The organism is Pseudomonas sp. ENNP23, from assembly GCF_001728945.1.
GTDB lineage: Bacteria > Pseudomonadota > Gammaproteobacteria > Pseudomonadales > Pseudomonadaceae > Metapseudomonas > Metapseudomonas otitidis.
The window spans coordinates 1-21,289 of sequence record NZ_LYSP01000009.1; the positions used below are offsets into that span (position 1 = coordinate 1).

Here is a 21,289-nt window from a genome sequence, read left to right on the forward strand (position 1 = left end):
CGGCAGTTGCAGTTGGACGCGTTGGTCGAGCAGATCGCGATCACGCACCTGGCGAATCCGCCGCTCGTGGATTAATGGACTGGGCTGGCCACAGCGCCCGCAGATGGGGACAGAACCGTCTTGAGGCTCGAGCTCAATCAGCAGGGTGTCATGGGAGGATTGGCGACAGGCGACGACCTCGTAGCCTGGCCAGAAAGCAGCAAGATCAATAGGATGCACGGCGGCAGCAGGGGGGGCGTTTGGCGACTGCCAATCTACCCGCTTCCCTGGCGGTCAACTCGCTCTTTCCTCTGATTCCGCGAAGAACCTAAAAGGGGGGCAGAAGAACCGATAGATCATGCGCTGGGGTGCAGTCAATGTGGCCTGACCACCAGAATTCATCTGGTCTGGGTGCCAAAGGGATATCTCTTCGCTTCCTGCTTTCACCGAGGAAAGCCAGCGACTTTACCCATGCACAGCCCATCTGGATCAGGTTCGTATCCCGGAAAGCCTGGGCGGCCTCGTAAGCGCTGTGGTTGGTTACTGGCAGACAAAGGTTACGATGCCGAATATCTGCGCCAGTACTGCGGCCGCTAACGCATGAAGCCGGTGATTCCGCAGCGCACCATAAAGCGCAGGCCCAAGTCGGGGCTGCCTCGATTTTTTGATCGACCGAAACATCGGCAGCGTAACATCATTGAGCGGATGTTCGGCTGGCTAAAAGAGCGCCGAAGAAACTGTACCCGCCACGACAAGCTCGCCAAGAGCTTTACCGCAATGGTCTCGCGGGCTTGCACTCTGCGATGCTTGCGCCAGTACTTTCGTACAGAACCTAATAGGCTTGTAGCGATGTCCAGCGTCTCGGCGGTCTCGCGAAGGGTGTGCCGGCAAGGGGCTTGCCTACCGCTTCGCATTTGAGGTGTCCGAGAAAGCGTCGTTTGGCCATGGGGTATGAATACTCCTCGCGGTGGGCGCGCTACATTTGCGGCATCCGGCCGCAGTGTCGTCCGGCCTTGAGCGTGCTGTACTGCCGGAGCGCTGCCCGCCCGGCCGTAGGCATCGGGCAGGGATGTTGGTCGGGCAGGGCGGCCCTTCCTTATATAAGGTACGAATCCAGCGGTGTCGGCTCTTGTAGGCATGGGCGCGAAGCGCGATGGGTTGGCGGGGTGACTTCTGCATTTTCCTCTAATAGAATGCCGACCCTTGATTATGGGGCCGGTCCGGCCGGCAAATGTCTGCAACGAGGAATATCCATGCAAGTTTCTGTTGAAAGCACCTCCGCTCTCGAGCGCCGTATGACCGTTGGTGTGCCGGCCGAGCGGATCGAGACTGAAGTCAACAAGCGTCTTCAGCAGACTGCTCGCCGCGCTAAGGTCGCTGGCTTCCGTCCGGGCAAGGTGCCCATGAGCGTCATCCGTCAGCGTTACGAAGACGCTGCTCGCCAGGAAGTCCTGGGTGACCTGATCCAGTCTTCCTTCTATGAGGCTGTGGTTGAGCAGAAGCTGAACCCGGCTGGTCAGCCTTCTGTCGAGCCGAAAGTGTTCGAGAAGGGCAAGGACCTCGAGTTCATTGCCACCTTCGAGGTGTTCCCGGAGTTCCAGGTTGCTGGTCTCGAGTCCATCGCTGTCGAGCGCCTGCAGGCTGAAGTCGGCGACGCGGACGTGGACAACATGCTGGAAATCCTGCGCAAGCAGAACACCCGCTTCGAGGCTGTGGATCGTGCTGCCGAGAATGGCGATCAGTTGAACATCGATTTTGTCGGCAAGATCGACGGCGAAGCCTTCGCTGGCGGTTCTGCCAAGGGCACCAGCCTGGTACTGGGCTCCGGCCGCATGATCCCGGGCTTCGAAGATGCCCTGCTTGGCGTCAAGGCGGGCGAGGAGCGCGTCATCAACCCGACCTTCCCCGAGGACTACCAGAACCTGGATCTGGCCGGTAAGACTGCCGAGTTCACCGTGACCGTGAACAGCGTCTCCGCTCCCATCCTGCCGGAGCTGAACGACGAGTTCTTCGCGCTGTTCGGCATCAAGGAAGGTGGTCTTGAGGGCTTCCGCGCCGAAGTTCGCAAGAACATGGAGCGTGAGCTGCGTCAGGCCATCAAGTCCAAGGTGAAAAATCAGGTGATGGACGGCCTGCTGGCTGCCAACCCGATCGAAGTGCCCAAGGCGTTGATCGGCAACGAAGTGAGCCGTCTGCGCGTTCAGGCTGTTCAGCAATTCGGCGGCAACATCAACCCTGATCAACTGCCGGCCGAGCTCTTCGAAGAGCAAGCCAAGCGCCGCGTTGTCCTGGGGCTGATCGTGGCTGAAGTGGTCAAGCAGTTCGAGCTGAAACCGGACGATGCCCGCGTTCGCGAGCTGATCGAGGAAATGGCTTCTGCCTACCAAGAGCCCGAGCAGGTAGTGGCTTGGTACTACAAGAACGACCAGCAACTGAACGAAGTCCGTTCGGTTGTGCTGGAAGAACAAGTTGTAGATACTGTCCTGCAGAAGGCCAACGTGACTGACAAAGCGGTCTCCTACGAAGATGCAGTCAAGCCGGTAGAAGCTCCGCAAGCCGCCTGATCGTTTCGCCTCGTTCGAGCACACCATAAGCCAGCCTCCGAGCTGGCTTATGCGTCTTTGAGACATGACATTAGTTAGGGAGTGATCGCTGGACATGTCCCGCAATTCTTATATGCAGCAACAAGTCCCTGATATCCAGGCTGCTGGCGGCCTGGTGCCGATGGTGGTGGAGCAGTCTGCCCGTGGCGAGCGTGCCTACGACATCTATTCCCGTCTGTTGAAGGAGCGGGTGATCTTCCTGGTGGGTCAGGTCGAGGATTACATGGCCAATCTGGTGGTTGCCCAGTTGCTCTTCCTCGAAGCCGAGAACCCAGACAAGGACATCCACCTCTATATCAACTCCCCAGGCGGTTCGGTGACTGCAGGTATGTCGATCTACGACACCATGCAGTTCATCAAGCCTGATGTTTCCACTATCTGCATCGGCCAAGCCTGCAGCATGGGCGCATTGCTCCTGGCGGGCGGTGCGGCTGGCAAGCGTTACTGCCTGCCGCATTCGCGCATGATGATCCACCAGCCTCTGGGTGGTTTCCAGGGACAGGCTTCGGACATCGAGATCCATGCGCGTGAGATCCTCACCATCCGTGAGCGTCTGAACAAGATCCTTGCCGATCACACCGGACAACCGATCGATGTGATCGCGCGTGACACTGATCGCGACAACTTCATGAGTGGCGATGAGGCCGTCAAATACGGTCTGATCGATCAGGTCCTCAGCAAGCGTCAGATCGCCAGCTAACACCATCCGCAGCACCGTGGCCGGCCCCCGCCGGCCACTTCGCGGGCTTGAAAATGCCCGCATTTGCCTTCATCTTGTGTTTCATGCCTATCCCGACTGGATTGATCGAATGACTGACACCCGCAATGGCGAGGACAACGGCAAACTGCTTTATTGCTCCTTCTGCGGCAAAAGCCAGCACGAAGTGCGCAAGTTGATTGCCGGCCCTTCCGTCTTTATCTGCGACGAGTGCGTCGACCTGTGCAACGACATCATCCGTGAGGAGGTGCAGGAAGCCCAGGCCGAGAGCAATGCGCACAAGCTACCGGCGCCCAAGGAAATCCGCACCATCCTGGATCAGTACGTGATTGGTCAGGAGCGTGCGAAGAAGGTTCTCGCGGTCGCCGTCTACAACCACTACAAGCGTCTCAACCAGCGTGACAAGAAGGATGATATCGAGCTCGGCAAGAGCAATATCCTCCTCATCGGTCCCACGGGCTCCGGTAAGACGCTACTGGCTGAAACGCTCGCTCGTTTGTTGAATGTTCCGTTCACCATCGCCGATGCCACCACGCTGACCGAGGCAGGCTATGTCGGAGAGGATGTCGAGAACATCATTCAGAAGCTGCTGCAGAAGTGCGATTACGATGTGGAGAAGGCCCAGATGGGCATTGTCTACATCGACGAGATCGACAAGATTTCCCGCAAGTCCGATAACCCTTCCATTACTCGTGATGTGTCGGGTGAGGGTGTGCAGCAGGCGTTGCTGAAGCTGATCGAGGGCACCGTCGCGTCTGTACCGCCGCAAGGTGGTCGCAAGCACCCCCAGCAGGAGTTCCTGCAGGTGGACACCCGCAACATCCTCTTCATCTGCGGTGGCGCGTTCGCTGGATTGGAGAAGGTCATCCAGAATCGTTCTGCTCGTGGCGGCATTGGCTTCAATGCAGAGGTTCGTAGTGTTGACTTGGGCAAGAAGGTGGGGGAGACCCTGCGCGACGCGGAGCCGGAGGATCTGGTCAAGTTTGGCCTTATCCCTGAATTCGTAGGGCGTCTGCCGGTGATCGCCACCTTGGACGAGCTCGACGAGGCTGCCTTGATCCAGATTCTCACCGAACCGAAGAATGCCCTGACCAAGCAGTACGGCAAGCTCTTCGAAATGGAAGGGGTGGATCTGGAGTTCCGTCCGGATGCACTCAAGGCGGTAGCCCGTCGTGCGCTTGAGCGCAAAACCGGTGCCCGGGGCCTGCGCTCTATCCTCGAAGGCGTACTGCTCGATACCATGTACGAAATTCCCTCGCAGAACGAGGTCAGCAAGGTGGTCATCGATGAGAGTGTCATCGATGGAGCTTCCAAGCCGCTGCTGATCTACGAGAACAGTGAGCAGCCGGCGAAAGCTGCGCCCGACGCGTGATCATCAAAGGGGCCTTCGGGCCCCTTTGTCTTTCCCACTACAGCGCTTGTTTTTTCCCATACGTGCCCCCATCTTAGGCCTTCAGGGTCACCCTATCTGTTAACGGCCCATGGCCGCTGTAGAGCTGAAATCATGAAGACAACCGTAGAATTGCCTCTCCTGCCATTGCGTGATGTCGTGGTCTATCCGCACATGGTCATCCCGCTTTTCGTGGGGCGTGAGAAATCCATCGAGGCCCTGGAGGCCGCGATGACCGGGGACAAGCAAATTCTTCTGTTGGCGCAGAGGAACCCGGCGGACGATGATCCGGGCGAGGATGCACTGTACCGCGTCGGTACGGTCGCGACCGTCCTCCAACTGCTCAAGCTGCCTGACGGCACTGTCAAGGTTCTGGTTGAGGGTGAGCAGCGTGGTGCTATCGAGCGCTTCTTCGAAGTGGACGGTCATTGCCGGGCCGAGGTTGCTCTGATCGACGAGGTTGACGCGGGTGAGCGTGAGTCCGAGGTATTCGTTCGCAGCCTGCTCAGCCAGTTCGAACAGTACGTGCAGCTGGGCAAGAAAGTACCCGCCGAGGTGCTTTCCTCGCTGAACAGCATTGATGAGCCCGGTCGCCTGGTGGACACCATGGCAGCGCACATGGCCCTCAAGATCGAGCAGAAGCAGGAGATCCTCGAGATCACCGATCTCTCTGAGCGTGTTGAGCATGTGCTGGCGCTTCTGGATGCCGAGATTGACCTGTTGCAGGTTGAAAAGCGTATCCGTGGGCGCGTCAAGAAGCAGATGGAGCGCAGCCAGCGCGAGTACTACCTGAATGAGCAGATGAAGGCCATTCAGAAAGAGCTTGGCGACATCGACGAAGGCCATAACGAAATCGAAGAGCTAAAGAAGCGCATCGAAAACGCAGGCCTTACCAAGGAAGCCCTCACCAAGGCCAACGCTGAGTTGAACAAGCTCAAGCAGATGTCGCCCATGTCGGCGGAAGCCACGGTCGTTCGTTCCTACATCGACTGGCTGGTGAACGTGCCGTGGAAGGCTGAGAGCAAGGTTCGCCTGGATCTGGTCAAGGCCGAGGAGATCCTGGATGCCGATCACTATGGCCTGGAAGAGGTCAAGGAGCGGATTCTCGAATACCTCGCTGTGCAAAAGCGTGTCAAGAAAGTGAAAGGCCCTGTCCTTTGTCTGGTTGGCCCGCCTGGCGTGGGCAAGACTTCGTTGGCAGAGTCCATCGCGCGTGCTACCAACCGCAAATTCATCCGCATGGCGCTGGGTGGCGTGCGTGACGAAGCCGAGATTCGTGGTCACCGCCGTACCTATATCGGCTCCATGCCGGGCCGTCTCATCCAGAAGATGACCAAGGTTGGGGTTCGCAACCCGCTCTTCCTGCTCGACGAGATCGACAAGATGGGCAGCGACATGCGCGGCGACCCGGCTTCTGCGCTGCTTGAGGTCCTTGACCCGGAGCAGAATCACAATTTCAACGACCATTATCTTGAGGTCGACTACGACCTTTCGGATGTGATGTTCCTCTGCACCGCGAACTCCATGAACATTCCGGCGCCGCTGCTGGATCGCATGGAGGTGATCCGTCTGCCTGGCTATACCGAGGACGAGAAGGTAAACATCGCCACCAAGTATCTCGCTCCGAAGCAGACCCAGGCCAACGGCTTGAAGAAAGGTGAGTTGGCATTCGAGGAGGTCGCGATCCGCGACATCATCCGCTATTACACCCGAGAGGCCGGTGTGCGTAGCCTGGAGCGCCAGATCGCCAAGGTGTGTCGCAAGGCTGTTAAGGAACACGCCCGTGAGAAGCGTTTCAGTGTGATAGTGACTGCCGACTCGCTGGAGCACTTCCTTGGCGTGCGCAAATTCCGCTACGGGCTGGCTGAGCTACAGGACCAGATCGGCCAAGTGACAGGCTTGGCGTGGACTCAGGTCGGTGGTGAGTTACTGACCATCGAGGCTGCGGTCGTTCCGGGCAAGGGGCAGCTCACCAAGACCGGTTCGCTGGGGGATGTGATGGTGGAGTCCATTACCGCCGCACTTACCGTGGTGCGTAGTCGCGCGAAGAGCCTCGGCATTCCGGCTGATTTCCATGAGAAGCGTGACATCCATATCCACATGCCCGAGGGGGCTACACCGAAGGACGGCCCCAGTGCGGGCATCGGCATGTGTACAGCCCTTGTGTCGGCCATGACGCAAATCCCTGTGCGTGCTGATGTCGCCATGACAGGGGAAATCACCCTGCGTGGCCAAGTGCTTGCAATTGGAGGTTTGAAAGAGAAATTGCTGGCGGCTCATCGGGGCGGTATCAAAACTGTGATCATTCCCGAAGAAAACGTCCGTGATTTGAAAGAAATCCCTGAAAACATCAAGCAGGATCTGAATATTAAACCCGTTAAATGGATTGACGAGGTCCTGCAAATTGCGCTGCAATACGCGCCGGAGCCCTTGCCCGATGCGGCTCCCGAGATGGTTGCAAAGGATGAAAAGCGCGAGCCTGATTCCAAGGAGCGAATCAGCACGCATTAGCCGGGGGGCTTTCTTGACACATTTTTCGAGCCCTTGTTATAAAGCGGCTCCTATGTGTCAGCAGGCCATCCAGCACCCGCTTTGCTTACACCGAAGAACTAAGAAACAAACTCAACAGATATAAGGGGACTTAAGAGTGAACAAGTCGGAACTGATTGATGCCATCGCCGCATCCGCTGATATCCCGAAAGCTGTCGCTGGCCGTGCGCTGGACGCAGTGATCGAATCCGTCACTGGCGCTCTGAAGGCTGGTGATTCCGTGGTGCTGGTAGGTTTCGGTACCTTCGCTGTCAAAGAGCGCGCTGCTCGCACTGGCCGCAACCCGCAGACTGGCAAGCCGATCAAGATCGACGCTGCCAAGATCCCCGGTTTCAAGGCTGGTAAAGCTCTGAAAGACGCCGTCAACTAAGCGTCCCTCTGGCTTTGCCCATCCGCTTCCGGACTAACCGCGGAGGCGGCTCGGGGAAGCAAGGCAGTCAGCCTGCCGAGGGGCAACCCTCCGGCTACCCCGACAGTTAAGAGAAGGCGCATCCTCGGATGCGCCTTTCTTTTATCCGGACCCAACTTTTACCCGCTCTGCACGGCTGTTTGAGTCAGTACAGTCGTTTCTGGGGGAACCATGCTGCAGAACATCAGGGACAATTCACAGGGGTGGATTGCCAAGACCATCATCGGCGTCATCATCGCTCTGCTGGCGCTGACCGGTTTCGATGCCATTTTCAATGCCACCAGCCATCGTCAGACGGCAGCCGAGGTCAATGGTGAGGAAATCTCCCAGAACCAACTGTCGCAAGCCGTGGACATGCAGCGTCGCCAGTTGATGCAGCAGCTTGGTAAGGATTTCGATGCCTCCATGCTGGATGACAAGCTGCTGCGTGAAGCGGCCCTCAAGGGGCTGATCGACCGCAGCCTGCTGCTGCAGGGCGCCAAGAGCGCGCATTTTGCGTTTTCACAGCAGGCGATCGACCAATTGATCGTCCAGACGCCCGAGTTCCAGGACAACGGCAAGTTCAGTGCAGACCGCTTCGACATGGTCCTGCGCCAGATGGGCTACACCCGCCTGCAGTACCGCCAGGAGCTGGAGCGCGAGATGCTCATCGGCCAACTGCGTGCTGGCCTTGCCGGGAGCGGCTTCGTGACCGAAGACGAGGTTCGTGCCTTTGCCCGCCTGGAGAAGCAGACCCGCGATTTCGCCACCCTGACCTTCAAAGCCGACCTCAAGGCGACTCAAGTCAGTGATGACGAGATCAAGGCCTACTACGACGAGCACAAGGCCCAGTTCATGAGCCCAGAGCAGGTTGTGCTGGAGTACGTCGAGCTGAAGAAGGATGCGTTCTTCAGCCAAGTCTCTGTGAGCGATGACGAGCTCAAGGCCCAGTACGAGAAGGAAATCTCCAACTTGTCCGAGCAGCGTGATGCCGCTCATATCCTGGTAGAGGTCAACGACAAGCAGACCGAGGAACAGGCCAAGGCGAAGATCGACGAGATCAAGCAGCGCTTGAACAAGGGTGAAGATTTCGCTGCCCTGGCCAAGGAGTTCTCCGAGGACCCTGGTTCGGCTACCAACGGTGGTGATCTCGGCTTTGCCGGCCGTGGAGTCTACGAGCCCGCCTTCGAGGATGCCCTCTACGCCCTCAAGCAAGGCGAGGTCTCCGCACCGGTGCGCACGCCCTACGGCCTTCACCTGATCAAACTGCTGGCCGTTCAGGCGCCGGAGGTGCCCAGCTTCGCCAGCCTGAAGGACAAGATGGAGCGCGACCTCAAGGCGCAACGCGTTGAGCAGCGTTTCGTCGAAGTGACCAAGCAGCTGGAAGACTCCGCCTTCGAAGCCTCCGACCTGAGCCAGCCGGCACAGGAGCTGGGGCTTGAAGTGAAGATCAGCGCCCCCTTCGGTCGTGAAGGTGGTGAAGGCCTTGCTGCCAATCGCCAGGTCCTGCAGGCCGCCTTCAGCACCGAAGTGCTGGAAGACGGCGCCAACAGCTCGGCCATCGAGCTGGACCCGGAAACCGTAGTTGCCTTGCGCGTGAAGGAACACAAGAAGCCTGAGCAGCTTGAGCTGGCTTCCGTGCAGGACAGCATTCGTCAGCACCTCCAGCAGGAGAAAGCCACCGAGGCCGTCAAGGCCAAGGGCGATGCCCTGCTGGCCAGCCTGCGCGAAGGCAAGACCCCGGTTGACCAGGCCCAGGACGGCCAGACCTGGAACGTGGTGGAAGCCGCCACCCGTGGCCAGGAGGGTGTCGATCCTTCCCTGCTGCAGGCCGTGTTCCGCATGCCCAAGCCGGCTGCTGCCGACAAGCCCAGCTTTACCTCCGTGGCGCTGAAGAACGGTGACTATGTACTGGTGCGCCTGAACGGTGTCAGCCAGCCCGACGAGACTCTGTCTGAGCAAGACAAGGCCATGTACAGCCGCTTCCTGGCGTCCCGCAGTGGCCAGCAGGATTTCGCGGCCTACCGTCGCCAGCTGGAAGCCGACGCGAAGATCGAGCGTTACTGATCGGTGTTGGTTGATGAAAAACCGCCTTCGGGCGGTTTTTTCTTGCCCGCAGGAAATGAAAAGCCCGCACAGGCCGGGCTCAGTTCGGCAGTGGGGGATCAGTCTTCAATTGGCCCCATGGCAGTGGTGTTGAAGCCGCCGTCCACGTAGAGGATCTCGCCGCTTATACCCGAGGCCAGGTCCGAACAGAGGAAGGCCGCCGCATTGCCCACTTCCTCGATGGTCACGTTGCGGCGCAGGGGCGTCTGGCGCTCGTTTTCCGCCAGCATCTTGCGGAAGTGTTTGATGCCCGAGGCTGTCAGGGTGCGGATCGGGCCTGCGGAGATGGCGTTCACCCGGGTACCTTCCGCGCCCAGGCTGCTGGCCAGGTAACGGACGCCGGCCTCAAGGCTCGCCTTGGCCATGCCCATCACGTTGTAGTTGGGCAGTGTGCGCTCGGCGCCGAGGTAGGAGAGGGTGAGCAGGCTGCCCTGGCGGCCTTTCATCAGCGCGCGGCCAGCCTTGGCCAGGGCGATGAAGCTGTAGGCGCTGATGTCGTGGGCGATGCGGAAACCGTCGCGGCTGATGACCTCGGTGAAGTCGCCATCCAGTTGGTCGCCGGGGGCGAAGCCCACGGAATGGACAATCACGTCCAGACCATCCCAGCGTTTGCCCAGCGCCTCGAACACAGCGGCAATCTCTTCGTCGTGGGTGACGTCGCACGGGAAGCATAGGTCCGGGCCGGAGCTCCACTCCCGGGCGAGTTCCTCGACCCGACTACGCAGTTTGTCGTTCTGGTAGGTGAAGGCCAGCTCGGCGCCTTCCCGGTGCATGGCAGCGGCGATGCCCGAGGCGATGGACAGCTTGCTGGCTACCCCGACGATGAGGACGCGCTTGCCGGTGAGGAATCCCATGTGGCTGTTCTCCTGGATTCAGTGAGCGGTAGACGGGGCCAGGAAGGCGGCTTCCAGCAGTTGCCGGGTGTAGCTGTGTTGGGGGGCAGAGAAGATGGCTTCTGCCGGTCCTTGCTCCACCACCTGGCCGTGCTTGACCACCATCAGGTGATGGCTGAGGGCACGCACTACGGCGAGGTCGTGGCTGATGAACAGGTAGGTCAGGTTGTACTTGGCCTGTAGGTTGCGCAGCAGGTCGACCACCTGGCGCTGCACGGTGCGGTCCAGTGCTGAAGTGGGCTCGTCCAGCAGGATCAATGCAGGCTTGAGCACCAAGGCGCGGGCGATGGCGACGCGCTGGCGCTGGCCGCCGGAGAATTCATGTGGGTAGCGGTGGCGCGACTCCGGGTCGAGCCCCACCTCGCGCAGGGCTTCGATGATTGCAACTTCCTGCTCGGCTTCGCTGCCGATGCCGTGGATGCGCAGCCCCTCACCGACAATCTGGCCCACGCACATGCGTGGGCTGAGGCTGCCGAAGGGGTCCTGGAACACCACCTGCATCTGCCGGCGCAGCGGACGTACTTCCTTCTGCGAGAGCCCCTCGAGAGCCTGTCCCTGGAAACGGATCGCGCCCTGGCTGCCTAGTAAGCGGAGGATGGCCAGGCCCAGCGTCGACTTGCCGGAGCCGCTCTCGCCGACAATGCCCAGGGTCTGCCCCTGGCGCAGGGTGAAGCCGATGCCGTCCACCGCCTTCACGTGATCCACGGTCCGGCGCAGCAGGCCCTTGCGGATCGGGAACCATACCTTGAGGTCGTCCACTTCCAGCATGGTCGGCCCCTCAGTGGCGGGCACCGGGCCGCCACTGGGCTCGGCTGCCAGCAGCTCGCAGGTGTAGGGGTGCTGGGGGGCCTTGAACAGCGTCTGGCAGTCGGACTGCTCGACGATGCGGCCGCGCTGCATCACACACACCCGATGGGCCACCCGACGCACCAGGTTGAGGTCGTGGCTGATGATCAGCATCGCCATACCCAGGCGTCCCTGGAGGTCTTTGAGCAGGTCGAGGATCTTCAGTTGCACGGTCACATCGAGGGCGGTGGTGGGCTCGTCGGCAATCAGCAGTTCCGGCTCGTTGGCCAGGGCCATGGCGATCATCACCCGCTGGCGCTGCCCGCCCGACAGCTCGTGGGGGAGGGCGCGCAGGCGTTTCGCCGGCTCGGGAATGCCGACCAGCTCCAGCAGCTCCAGGGTCCGTCGGGTGGCCGCCTTGCCGGTCAGGCCCTTGTGCAGGGCCAGTACCTCGTTGATCTGCTTCTCGATGCAGTGCAGTGGGTTCAGGGAGGTCATCGGCTCCTGGAACACCATGGCGATGCGATTGCCACGGATGCCGCGCATGCGCGCCTCCGGGAGCTTGAGCAGGTCGTCGCCGTTATAGCGGATATGCCCGCTCGGGTGGCTGGCGAGCGGGTAGGGGAGTAGGCGCAGGATGGAGTGCGCCGTTACCGACTTGCCGGAGCCACTCTCGCCCACCAGGGCCAGGGTTTCGCCCTTGCGGATATCAAAGCTCACCCCTTCCACCACCGTCTGTGTTGTTTTGCCGGCACTGAAGGCGACGGAGAGGTCGCGGATTTCGATCAGGTTCTCGCTCATCTCACTTCCTCGGGTCGAAGGCATCGCGGGCGGCTTCGCCGATGAACACCAGCAGCGTCAGCATCAGGCCCAGCACGGCGAACGCGCTGATGCCCAGCCAGGGCGCCTGCAGGTTGGACTTGCCCTGGGACACCAGCTCACCCAGGGACGGTGCGCCAGGGGGCAGACCGAAGCCGAGGAAGTCCAGTGCCGTCAGGGTGCCGATGGCGCCGGTGAGGATGAAGGGCAGGAAGGTCATGGTGGAGACCATGGCATTGGGCAGAATGTGGCGGAACATGATCGCGCCGTTCTGCATGCCGAGCGCCCGCGCAGCGCGCACGTATTCCAGGTTGCGGCCGCGGAGGAACTCGGCGCGCACCACGTCCACCAGGCTCATCCAGGAGAACAGCAGCATGATGCCCAGCAACCACCAGAAGTTCGGCTGCACGAAGCTGGCCAGGATGATCAGCAGGTAGAGCACCGGCAGCCCGGACCAGATCTCCAGGAAGCGCTGCCCGGCCAGGTCCACCCAGCCGCCGTAGAAGCCCTGCAGGGCACCCGCGGTAACGCCGATCACCGCGCTCAGCAGGGTCAGGGTCAGGGCGAACAGCACCGAAACGCGGAAGCCGTAGATGACCCGGGCGAGCACATCGCGGGCCTGGTCGTCGGTGCCCAGCAGGTTTTCGGCGGACGGCGGCGCGGGAGCGGGGACCTTCAGGTCGTAGTTGATGGTGCCGTAGCTGAAGGGGATCGGCGGCCAGTACATCTCGCCGTCGCGCGCGGCGATCAGTTCCTTCATGTACGGGCTGCGGTAGTTGGCTTCCAGCGGAAACTCGCCGCCGAAGGTGGTTTCCGGGTAGCGCTTGAAGGCGGGGAAGTACCACTCACCGTCGTAGCGGATGGCCAGGGGCTTGTCGTTGGCGATCAGCTCCGCACCCAGGCTGAGGACGAACAGCGCGAGGAACAGCCAGAGGGACCACCAGCCACGTTTGTTGGCCTTGAAGCGCTCGAAGCGACGGCGGTTGATGGGCGATAGGCGCATGTCAGCCCTCCCGGCTTTCGAAGTCGATGCGCGGATCGACGAGGGTGTAGGTGACGTCGCCGATGAGCTTCACCAAAAGGCCCAGCAACGTGAAGATGAACAGCGTACCGAACACCACCGGGTAGTCGCGGTTGACCGCCGACTCGAAGCTCAGCAGGCCCAGGCCGTCGAGGGAGAAGATCACCTCGATCAGCAGCGAGCCGGTGAAGAACAGGCCGATGAAGGCCGCCGGGAAACCGGCGATGATCAGCAGCATGGCGTTGCGGAACACGTGGCCATAGAGCACGCGGTTCTCCGAAAGGCCCTTGGCGCGCGCGGTAATCACGTACTGCTTGTTGATTTCGTCGAGGAAACTGTTCTTGGTGAGGAAGGTGAGGGTGGCGAAGTTGCCGATCACCAGGGCCGTCACCGGCAGGGCCAGGTGCCAGAAGTAGTCGAGCACCTTGCCGCCCAGGCTCAGTTCGTCGAAGTGGTTGGAGGTCAGCCCGCGCAGCGGGAACCAGTCGTAGTAGCTGCCGCCGGCGAACAGCACGATCAACAGAATGGCGAAGAGGAAGGCGGGAATCGCGTAGCCGACGATGATCGCAGTGCTGGTCCAGACGTCGAACACGCTGCCGTGCCGCACCGCCTTGGCAATGCCCAGGGGGACCGAGACCAGGTACATGATCAGGGTGCTCCAGAGGCCGAGGGAGATGGACACCGGCATCTTCTCCAGAATCAGGTCGGTGACCTTGGCGTCGCGGAAGAAGCTGTTGCCGAAATCGAAATGCAGGTAGTTCTTCACCATCAGCCAGAAGCGTTCCGGCGCTGGCTTGTCGAAGCCGTACATCTTCTCGATTTCCTTGATCAGCTCCGGGTCCAGGCCTTGGGCACCGCGGTAGTTGGAGCCGGCCACCGAGACCTCGCCGCCGCCTCCGGAGATGCGCCCGGTGGCACCGCCGGAGGCGGCGTCGAAGCCTTCCAGCTTGGCGATCATCTGTTCCACCGGTCCGCCGGGGGCGGCCTGGATGATGATGAAGTTGATCAGCAGGATGCCGAACAGGGTGGGGATGATCAGCAGCAGGCGCCGCAGGATGTAGGCGAGCATCAGCGGGCGTCCTGTTGCGGTTCGGTGGCCGGGGCCTCGGGAGCGTCCGTTGCCTCAGCGGCGGGCGTTGCACCGGGCTTCTGCCACCAGGTGAACAGGCCGAGGTCGTACTGCGGCGTTGCGGCAGGGCGTTGGAGCTGGTCCCAGTAGGCGACGCGCCAGGTGTCGACGTAATAGTTGGGAATGGCGTAGTGCCCCCACAGCAGGACCCGGTCCAGCGCCCGCGCATGGTCGATCAGGCTCTGTCGGGAGTCGGCGCGGATCAGGCCTTCCACCAGGGTGTCTACCGCCGGATCGCGCAGGCCGATGAAGTTGCGACTGCCAGGGCTCTCGGCGCTGCGGGAGTGCCAGAACTCCATCTGTTCGTTGCCTGGCGAGTTCGACTGGCCCCAGGTGGCGGGAATCATGTCGTAGTCCCGCGAGCGCAGGCGGGTCATGTACTGGGAGACGTCGACACGACGGATCACCAGTTCGATGCCCAACTCGGCCAGGTTGCGCTTGAACGGCAGGATCACCCGCTCCAGGTTGGCCTGGGCAATCATGATTTCGAAGCTCAGCGGCTTGCCGTCCGGCCCTACCATGCGGTCATTCTCGATGTGGTAGCCGGCTTCGGTGAGCAGCTTGTAGGCGTGGCGCTTCTGGTCGCGGATGATGCCGCTGCCATCGCTGACCGGTAGCTGGAAGGGCTGGGTGAAGACCTCGTCGGGGATCTTGCCACGCAAGGGCTCGAGGATCTTCATCTCGGCTTCGGCTGGCAGGCCGCTGGCGGCCATCTCGGAATTCTCGAAATAGCTGCGGGTACGCTTGTAGGCGCCGAAGAACAGTTGGCGGTTGGTCCATTCGAAGTCGAACAGCGAGGCGATGGCCTCGCGCACGCGGCGATCCTGGAACACCGGCCGGCGAATATTGAAGGCGAAGGCCTGCATGCCCACTGGGCTGTGGTTGGGGATGGCCACCTGGGTGATATGCCCCTTGCGCAAGGCCGGGCAGTCGTAGCCGGTGGCCCAGTCCTTGGCGGAATACTCCAGATTGAAGTCGAACTGCCCGGCCTTGAAGGCTTCCAGGGCGACGGACATGTCGCGGTAGTAGTCGACGCTGACAACGTCGAAGTTGTAGTAGCCACGGACCACCGGCAGATCCTTGCCCCACCAGTTCTTGACCCGCTCGAAACGGATCGAGCGCCCGGCTTCCACCTGGGTGATGCGGTAGGGGCCACTGCCCAGGGGCGGTTCCAGGGAGGACTTGGCGAAGTCGCGGGTGCTCCACCAGTGCTTGGGCAGGACCTGGATCTGCCCGAGGATCAGCGGCAACTCGCGGTTGCCCGGGTGCTTGAAGTCGAAGCGCACGCGCTGGGCGTCTTCGGCCACCACCTTGTCCACGTCGGAATAGTAGTGGCGGTACATCGGATCGCCGTGCTGCAGCAGGGTCTGGAAGGTGAATACCACGTCCTCGCTGGTCACCGGGGTGCCGTCGTTGAAGCGGGCCTTGGGGTTGAGGTAGAAGCGCACGAAGCTGTTGTCCGGTGCTTTCTCGATCTTCTCCGCCAGCAGGCCGTACTCGGTGAACGGCTCGTCCGGGGAGTGGAAGGTCAGGGAGTCGTAGATCAGCCCCAGCTGGCTGGCCGACGTGCCCTTCGGAATGAAGGCGTTGAGGCTGTCGAAGCCGCCATAGCTTGCCAAGCGCAGGGTGCCGCCCTTGGGGGCGTCCGGGTTGACCCAGGCGAAATGCTTGAAGCCCACCGGGTACTTGGGCGTTTCGTCATACAGCGTTATGGCGTGCCGAGGTTCGCTCTGGGCCAGGCCGGCAAGGCCAAGCAGCAGGGCGCCGCAGCCGGCCAGGCACCAGGTGCGCAGGGAGTTCGTGCTCATCGGGTGTTCTCCGTGGGCTTCTGCCACCACGCACGCAGGCCCAGGGTGTAGGGCGGCGTGGTGACGAAGGCGAACCGGTTGCGGTACGCCAGGCGATGGTAGTTGAGGTACCAGTTGGGAATGCTGTAGTGCTGCCACAGCAGCGTGCGGTCCAGTGCGCGGCCGGCGGCCACCTGCTCGTCGCGGGTGCGGGCGCCCAGCAGGCGCTCCAGCAGGGCATCCACCACCGGGTCGGCGACGCCGGCGTAGTTCTTGCTGCCCTTCACGCCGACCTGGCTGGAATGGAAGTACAGAGACTGTTCCAGTCCGGGGCTGAGGCTCTGGGGCAGGGTCATGAGGATCATGTCGTAGTCGTAGTGGTCCAGACGCTGCTTGTACTGGGCACGGTCGACGGTTCGCAGGGTCACGTCGATGCCGATGCCTGCCAGGTTCTCGGTGTAGGGCTGGAGGATGCGCTCAAGGTTGGGGTTGACCAGCAGGATCTCGAAGCGCAGCGGCTCGCCACGGGTGTTCAACAGGCGCTGGCCGGAGAGCTTCCAGCCGGCCTCGCCCAGTAGACCCAGCGCCCGGCGCAGGGTTTCACGCGGGATGCCACGCCCGTCGGTCGTCGGCACGTTGAAGGGCTCAGTGAACAACTGTGCCGGCAATTGTGCGCGGTAGGGAGAAAGCAGCAGCCACTCCTGGCCCTCGGGCTTGCCGGTGGCGGTGAACTCGCTGTTGGGGTAGTAGCTGTTGGCACGCAGGTAGGCGTTGTTGAACAGCGCGCGGTTGGTCCATTGGAAGTCGAACATCAGCCCCATGGCCTCGCGCACGCGGCGGTCCTGGAACACCTTGTGGCGGGTGTTCATGAACAGGGCCTGGGTCTGGGTGGGGATCTGGTGCGGGATTTCGGCGCGGATCACATCGCCCCGGACCACGGCCGGGATGCGGTAGCCGTTGGCCCAGTTCTTCGCCTGATGCTCGATGTAGAAGTCGAATTCGCCGGCCTTGAAGGCTTCGAAGGCGACGTTGGCGTCGCGATAGAACTCCACTTCGACCCGGTTGAAGTTGTATTTGCCCCGGTTTACCGGCAGGTCCTTGCCCCACCAGTCCTTGACCCGTTCGAACACCAGCCCGCGTCCGGGACGGACCTGGGTGATGCGGTAGGGGCCGCTGCCCAGCGGTGGCTCGAAGGTGGTGGCCTTGAAATCACGATCCTTCCAATAGTGCTGCGGCAGTACCGGCAGCTCGCCGAGGCGCAGGATCAGCAGCGGGTTGCCGGCGCGCTTGAGGACGAAGCGGATGCGGTGGCGGTTGAGGATGTCGACCCGCTTCACTTCTTGCAGGCTGGTGCGGTACTGGGGGTGGCCGTTGCCGATCAGCGTGCGGTAGGAGAAGGCCACGTCGTAGGCCGTGATCGGCTTGCCGTCGTGAAAACGCGCTTCGGGGCGCAGGTTGAAGACGACCCAGCTGCGGTCTTCGCTGTACTCGACGCTGGAGGCGATCAGGCCATAGCTGGAGGCCGGTTCGTCTCCCGAAGGATCATAGATGCCGGTGCCGACCATCAGCGGCTCGTTGAGCTCGGAGATGCCGTACTGCAGGAAGTTCGGCGTGGCCACCGGGCTGGTGCCCTTGAAAGTGTAGGGGTTGAGGGTGTCGAAGGTACCGAAGGCCATCAGCCTCAGCGTGCCGCCTTTGGGGGCCTCGGGGTTGACCCAGTCGAAGTGGGTGAAGCTGGCGGGGTACTTCAGGCCGCCGAACTGGGCATAGCCATGGCTCTCGCTGAGTGTCGCGCTCGCGCCTGCGCTGGCGAGCAGGCCGATCAGCAGGAGAAGGAGGTGACGCATCAGGTGGGGATCCGGTCCGTGGTGCGCTGGGAAGGGGGTGTGCCGTGAGCCGTGCAACGCTTGGAAACCTCGCGTGATGCAGCCACTGGCGGCCTTGTCCTGTGTCGCCGAAAGGACAGTAGGACGGGCGTTCTGGCCGGTACAGTAACAGCTTGTATCCACTGGAAAAAGGTCCGCCCAGAGTGGGGCCGGCCAGCCTTTTGACTACACTTTTCCAAAACGTGCGGGGGTTCCTCATCTTGGGTTTACGCAGCCATGGTTTGCAGTCATGGATCGACAGGCTCACTCAGGCGGATTTGCCTGCTCTAGCGGCGGTCGTCTTCGACCTCCACAGTCTTGCCCGGCGCGATCACGCGTCCGTCCAGCAATTGGCCGACGTGCTGTTGCGTGATGCCGCGCTGACCGCCAAGGTCCTTCGGGTGGGCAACAGTGCGTACTACAACCCTTCCCAGGAGCCGATTCGCACGATCTCCCGCGCCATCGTGCTGATCGGTTTCGAGAACGTTCGCCTTATCGGCCTTTCCCTCAGCCTGATCGACGGTCTGCTGACCCGCGCCCCTCGTGAGCAGTTGCAGGAGCTGCTGGCGCGCTCGTTCCATGCCGCCGTGCAGGCACGCAACATCGCCGGCTATGTGATCAGTCGTGACCAGGAGGAGGTGTTCATCGCCGCACTGCTCTATCGCCTCGGGGAACTGGCGTTCTGGGGCTGCGCAGGGGAGCAGGCCGACGAGCTTGCTCAGGCCCTTGCACAACCCGGTGCAGACGAAGAGCAGACAGTGCGCGAGGTGTTGGGCACCAGCTTCCGCCACCTCACCATCGGGCTGATCAAGAGCTGGAGCCTGGGGGAAGTGGCAGCGTTGGCTCGCGGTGGCGGCGCCCAGGCCGATCCGGCCGTGAGGGCCGTGACACTTGGGGTACAGATCAGCGAGGCGGCGCTGGAGGGCTGGGACTCGCCGCAGATGGCGATGCTGATCCCGCAGATGGCGCAGTTCATCGGTGTATCCCCCGAGGAGGCGATGCAGCAGGTGCTGGCCAGTGCCGATGAGACGGTGAAGGTGGCGGCGACCTTCGGCGCCAGCCGCCTGTGTGCGCTCATTCCGCCCACTGACCCTGAGCAGTTGCTGGTGCAGCAGGCCCAGCGCAAGGCACGCCAGCTCCAGCCCGACCTGCTGCTGATGCAGCAGGCCCTGCAGGACCTGGGCATGATGGTGTCCCGCCAGGCGGATGTGGGCCTGATTCTCGACACGCTGGCGCGTGGCCTGCACCTTGGCGTGGGCTTGGAGCGTGTGATGGTGGCGGTTCTTGCCGACCGCCAGACCTGTTTCCGCGTCAAGCGGGTCGCGGGCGAGGCGGCGGAGGATTGGCGGCAGGGCTTCGAGCTACCGGTCGAGCAGCCGGAACAGCCTCACTTGTTCAGCTACGTGCTGCGTAGCCGCGAGCCGTTATGGATGGGCACTCCCGCCACTTGCAGCCTGAACGACCTGATGACCCAGCCCATGCGCCGCTGGTTCGGCCAGGGGATGTTCTTTATCGCGCCATTGTTCGCCGGGGCGCGCCCGATCGGCGTGATCTACGCTGACTGCCGCCCTTCGGGGCGTGCGTTGAAGCCTGAGCAGTTCGTCGCCTTTCAGCGCTTCGCCCAGTTGGCTGGGCGCTGTCTGGCGGCGATCGGCAAGCCTCAGGGGAGGTAGAGGGTCAGGGTCTGGCCCGGCTTCAGGGCGTGCCCGCTTCGGGGATTCCAGCGCTGGATGTGCTTCATCTCCACATTGAAGCGCTTGGCGATGACGTACAGCGAATCCCCTTTCTTCACCTTGTAGTAGGTCACCGCGTCACGGCCGGCCTTGTCGGTCATCGCCGCGGTACGGGTGGTGGTGCGGGTGCTGCTGGAGCCCTGCAGGGCGAGGGTCTGGCCGATTTTGAGGTGGGTGCCGTTCAGGCGGTTCCAGCGCTTGAGGTCATTCACGTGGACGCCGGTCTGCTTGGCGATCTGCCAGAGGTTGTCACCGTTGCGGACCTTGTAGGTACGCGCCTTGGCGGCCGGCTCGTTACGGGCCAGGTTCTGGAACACCGGCTGGGCTGGGGTGCGGCCGGCTTCCACCGGGATGCTGAGGCTCTGGCCCACGCGCAGGCGGCTCCCTGAGAGGCCGTTGATTTCCTTGATGCTGGCGACGCTCACCTGGTAGCGGTTGGCGATGGCCTGCAGGTTGTCGCCGCTGCGCACGCGGTACTCCTGCCACTCCACCAGGTCCTGGGGCGCGAGGGTAGACAGGCTGGCCAGCAGTTGCTCGGCCTTCTGGGTCGGTACCAGCAATTGCTGCGGGCCGTCCATGGTGATGCGGCGCTTGAAGGCGGGGTTGAGCTGGTAAAGCTCATCCGCGTCCAGGTCGGCCATTGCCGCCACGCGGGACAGGTCCATGCGCTGCTTGAGTTCCACCACCTCGAAATAGGGCTCGTTGGCCACGGGGCTCAGGGCGATGCCGTAGGCGTCGGGGGCCAGGACCACTTGCGAAAGGGCCAACAGCTTGGGCACGTAGTCGCGCGTTTCCTTGGGCAGCGGCAGGTTCCAGTAGTCGGTGGGCAGGCCCACTTTCTCGTTGCGCTCGATGGCGCGGCTCACGGTGCCTTCCCCGGCGTTGTAGGCGGCGAGGGCCAGCAGCCAGTCACCGTTGAACATCTCGTGCAGGCGGCCGAGGTAATCGAGGGCGGCGTTGGTCGAGGCGGTGATGTCGCGCCGGCCGTCGTACCAGTTGGTCTGGCGCAGGTTGAAGTGACGCCCGGTGGAGGGGATGAACTGCCACAGGCCCACCGCGTCTGCGCGGGAGTAGGCGAAGGGGTTGTAGGCGCTCTCGATGACCGGCAGCAGCGCCAGCTCCAGCGGCATCTCACGCTCTTCGAGGCGCTCGACGATGTAGTGGATGTAGGGGTTGCTGCGTTGCGACGCCTTCTCGACGAAGGACGAGTTGCTGACGAACCAGAGGCGCTGTTGCTCGATGCGCGGGTTGACGCCGATCTCGTCCTGCAGGGCGAAGCCCTTGCGCATGCGCTCCCAGATGTCCTGTGGTTCCTGCTCGACCTGCGCCTCTTCCTGCCACTGGGTCTGCTGGTGCAGCTTGGCCGCCAGTACCTTCTCCTGGCTGTCGTCCTCGGGGCGGTGGCCCATGCTCTGGCAGCCGGTAAGGGCGGCTGCGGAGACCAGCAATACAGCCCTTACGGCTCTTGCCAATGCGTCTAGATCAAGGGTTTTCGGCGGCGTAGACGGCATTGGTCGCTGGG

14 protein-coding genes and 2 pseudogenes are annotated in these 21,289 nt (G+C 62.2%); 8 read left to right on the forward strand and 8 right to left on the reverse strand.

Annotated elements, in window-relative coordinates; translation table 11 throughout:
• A pseudogene (locus A9G05_RS27855) lies at nucleotides 1-219 on the reverse strand (ISL3 family transposase); the annotation flags it as partial.
• A 90-nt stretch (nucleotides 220-309) separates the two neighbouring features.
• On the opposite strand from A9G05_RS27855, the pseudogene A9G05_RS26445 reads away from it, so the two are divergent.
• From A9G05_RS26445 to A9G05_RS07130, 7 genes and pseudogenes are all read left to right on the forward strand, one after another.
• A pseudogene (locus tag A9G05_RS26445) lies at nucleotides 310-801 on the forward strand (IS5 family transposase); the annotation flags it as partial.
• Between the two features lie 431 nt (nucleotides 802-1,232).
• A complete protein-coding gene (gene tig / locus A9G05_RS07105; RefSeq protein WP_069560301.1) occupies nucleotides 1,233-2,543 on the forward strand; it encodes a trigger factor in 1,311 nt (436 codons plus the stop codon).
• 94 nt (nucleotides 2,544-2,637) lie between these two features.
• Nucleotides 2,638-3,282: an ATP-dependent Clp endopeptidase proteolytic subunit ClpP gene (gene clpP, locus A9G05_RS07110; RefSeq protein WP_069560302.1), complete on the forward strand. Its 645-nt coding sequence runs from the start codon at nucleotides 2,638-2,640 to the stop codon at nucleotides 3,280-3,282.
• 109 nt (nucleotides 3,283-3,391) lie between these two features.
• The gene (gene clpX, locus A9G05_RS07115; RefSeq protein ID WP_069560303.1) at nucleotides 3,392-4,672 is read left to right on the forward strand and encodes an ATP-dependent Clp protease ATP-binding subunit ClpX; all 1,281 of its coding nucleotides are present in this window, start codon (nucleotides 3,392-3,394) and stop codon (nucleotides 4,670-4,672) included.
• A gap of 132 nt (nucleotides 4,673-4,804) precedes the next feature.
• On the forward strand, nucleotides 4,805-7,201 hold the full coding sequence (gene lon / locus A9G05_RS07120) for an endopeptidase La (RefSeq protein WP_069560304.1): 2,397 nt from the start codon (nucleotides 4,805-4,807) through the stop codon (nucleotides 7,199-7,201).
• 136 nt (nucleotides 7,202-7,337) lie between these two features.
• Nucleotides 7,338-7,610 (forward strand): HU family DNA-binding protein, encoded by a 273-nt coding sequence (locus A9G05_RS07125; protein WP_004422505.1) that lies wholly within the window; start codon nucleotides 7,338-7,340, stop codon nucleotides 7,608-7,610.
• A 210-nt stretch (nucleotides 7,611-7,820) separates the two neighbouring features.
• A complete protein-coding gene (locus A9G05_RS07130; RefSeq protein ID WP_069560305.1) occupies nucleotides 7,821-9,695 on the forward strand; it encodes a SurA N-terminal domain-containing protein in 1,875 nt (624 codons plus the stop codon).
• 98 nt (nucleotides 9,696-9,793) lie between these two features.
• On the opposite strand, the gene fabI is transcribed toward A9G05_RS07130, so the two are convergent.
• Genes fabI through A9G05_RS07160 form a run of 6 tightly spaced genes read right to left on the reverse strand, consistent with a single transcriptional unit; the run spans nucleotide 9,794 to nucleotide 18,016 of the window.
• Complete coding sequence (fabI, locus tag A9G05_RS07135) at nucleotides 9,794-10,588, reverse strand: enoyl-ACP reductase FabI (RefSeq protein WP_069560306.1); 795 nt, start codon at nucleotides 10,586-10,588, stop codon at nucleotides 9,794-9,796.
• Between the two features lie 18 nt (nucleotides 10,589-10,606).
• Entirely contained in the window at nucleotides 10,607-12,214 is a 1,608-nt protein-coding gene (locus tag A9G05_RS07140; RefSeq protein ID WP_069560307.1) for an ABC transporter ATP-binding protein, read from the reverse strand.
• A gap of 1 nt (nucleotide 12,215) precedes the next feature.
• The gene (locus A9G05_RS07145) at nucleotides 12,216-13,235 is read right to left on the reverse strand and encodes an ABC transporter permease (protein ID WP_069560308.1); all 1,020 of its coding nucleotides are present in this window, start codon (nucleotides 13,233-13,235) and stop codon (nucleotides 12,216-12,218) included.
• A gap of 1 nt (nucleotide 13,236) precedes the next feature.
• A complete protein-coding gene (locus tag A9G05_RS07150; protein WP_069560309.1) occupies nucleotides 13,237-14,322 on the reverse strand; it encodes a microcin C ABC transporter permease YejB in 1,086 nt (361 codons plus the stop codon).
• Nucleotides 14,322-16,190 carry an extracellular solute-binding protein gene (locus A9G05_RS07155; protein WP_069560310.1) on the reverse strand — a complete coding sequence of 623 codons (1,869 nt, stop codon included), beginning with the start codon at nucleotides 16,188-16,190 and terminating at the stop codon, nucleotides 14,322-14,324. Before A9G05_RS07155 ends, A9G05_RS07150 begins: the two co-directional genes overlap by 1 nt.
• Nucleotides 16,187-18,016: an extracellular solute-binding protein gene (locus tag A9G05_RS07160; protein ID WP_069560311.1), complete on the reverse strand. Its 1,830-nt coding sequence runs from the start codon at nucleotides 18,014-18,016 to the stop codon at nucleotides 16,187-16,189. Before A9G05_RS07160 ends, A9G05_RS07155 begins: the two co-directional genes overlap by 4 nt.
• A gap of 239 nt (nucleotides 18,017-18,255) precedes the next feature.
• Between A9G05_RS07160 and A9G05_RS07165 the strand changes: the two genes are divergently transcribed.
• The gene (locus tag A9G05_RS07165) at nucleotides 18,256-19,707 is read left to right on the forward strand and encodes an HDOD domain-containing protein (RefSeq protein ID WP_069560417.1); all 1,452 of its coding nucleotides are present in this window, start codon (nucleotides 18,256-18,258) and stop codon (nucleotides 19,705-19,707) included.
• Here the strand turns inward: A9G05_RS07165 and A9G05_RS07170 are convergent.
• Nucleotides 19,695-21,278, reverse strand: a complete 1,584-nt coding sequence (locus A9G05_RS07170; RefSeq protein ID WP_069560312.1) for a lytic transglycosylase domain-containing protein — start codon at nucleotides 21,276-21,278, stop codon at nucleotides 19,695-19,697. The genes A9G05_RS07165 and A9G05_RS07170 overlap by 13 nt on opposite strands.
• Nucleotides 21,279-21,289 lie beyond the last annotated feature (11 nt).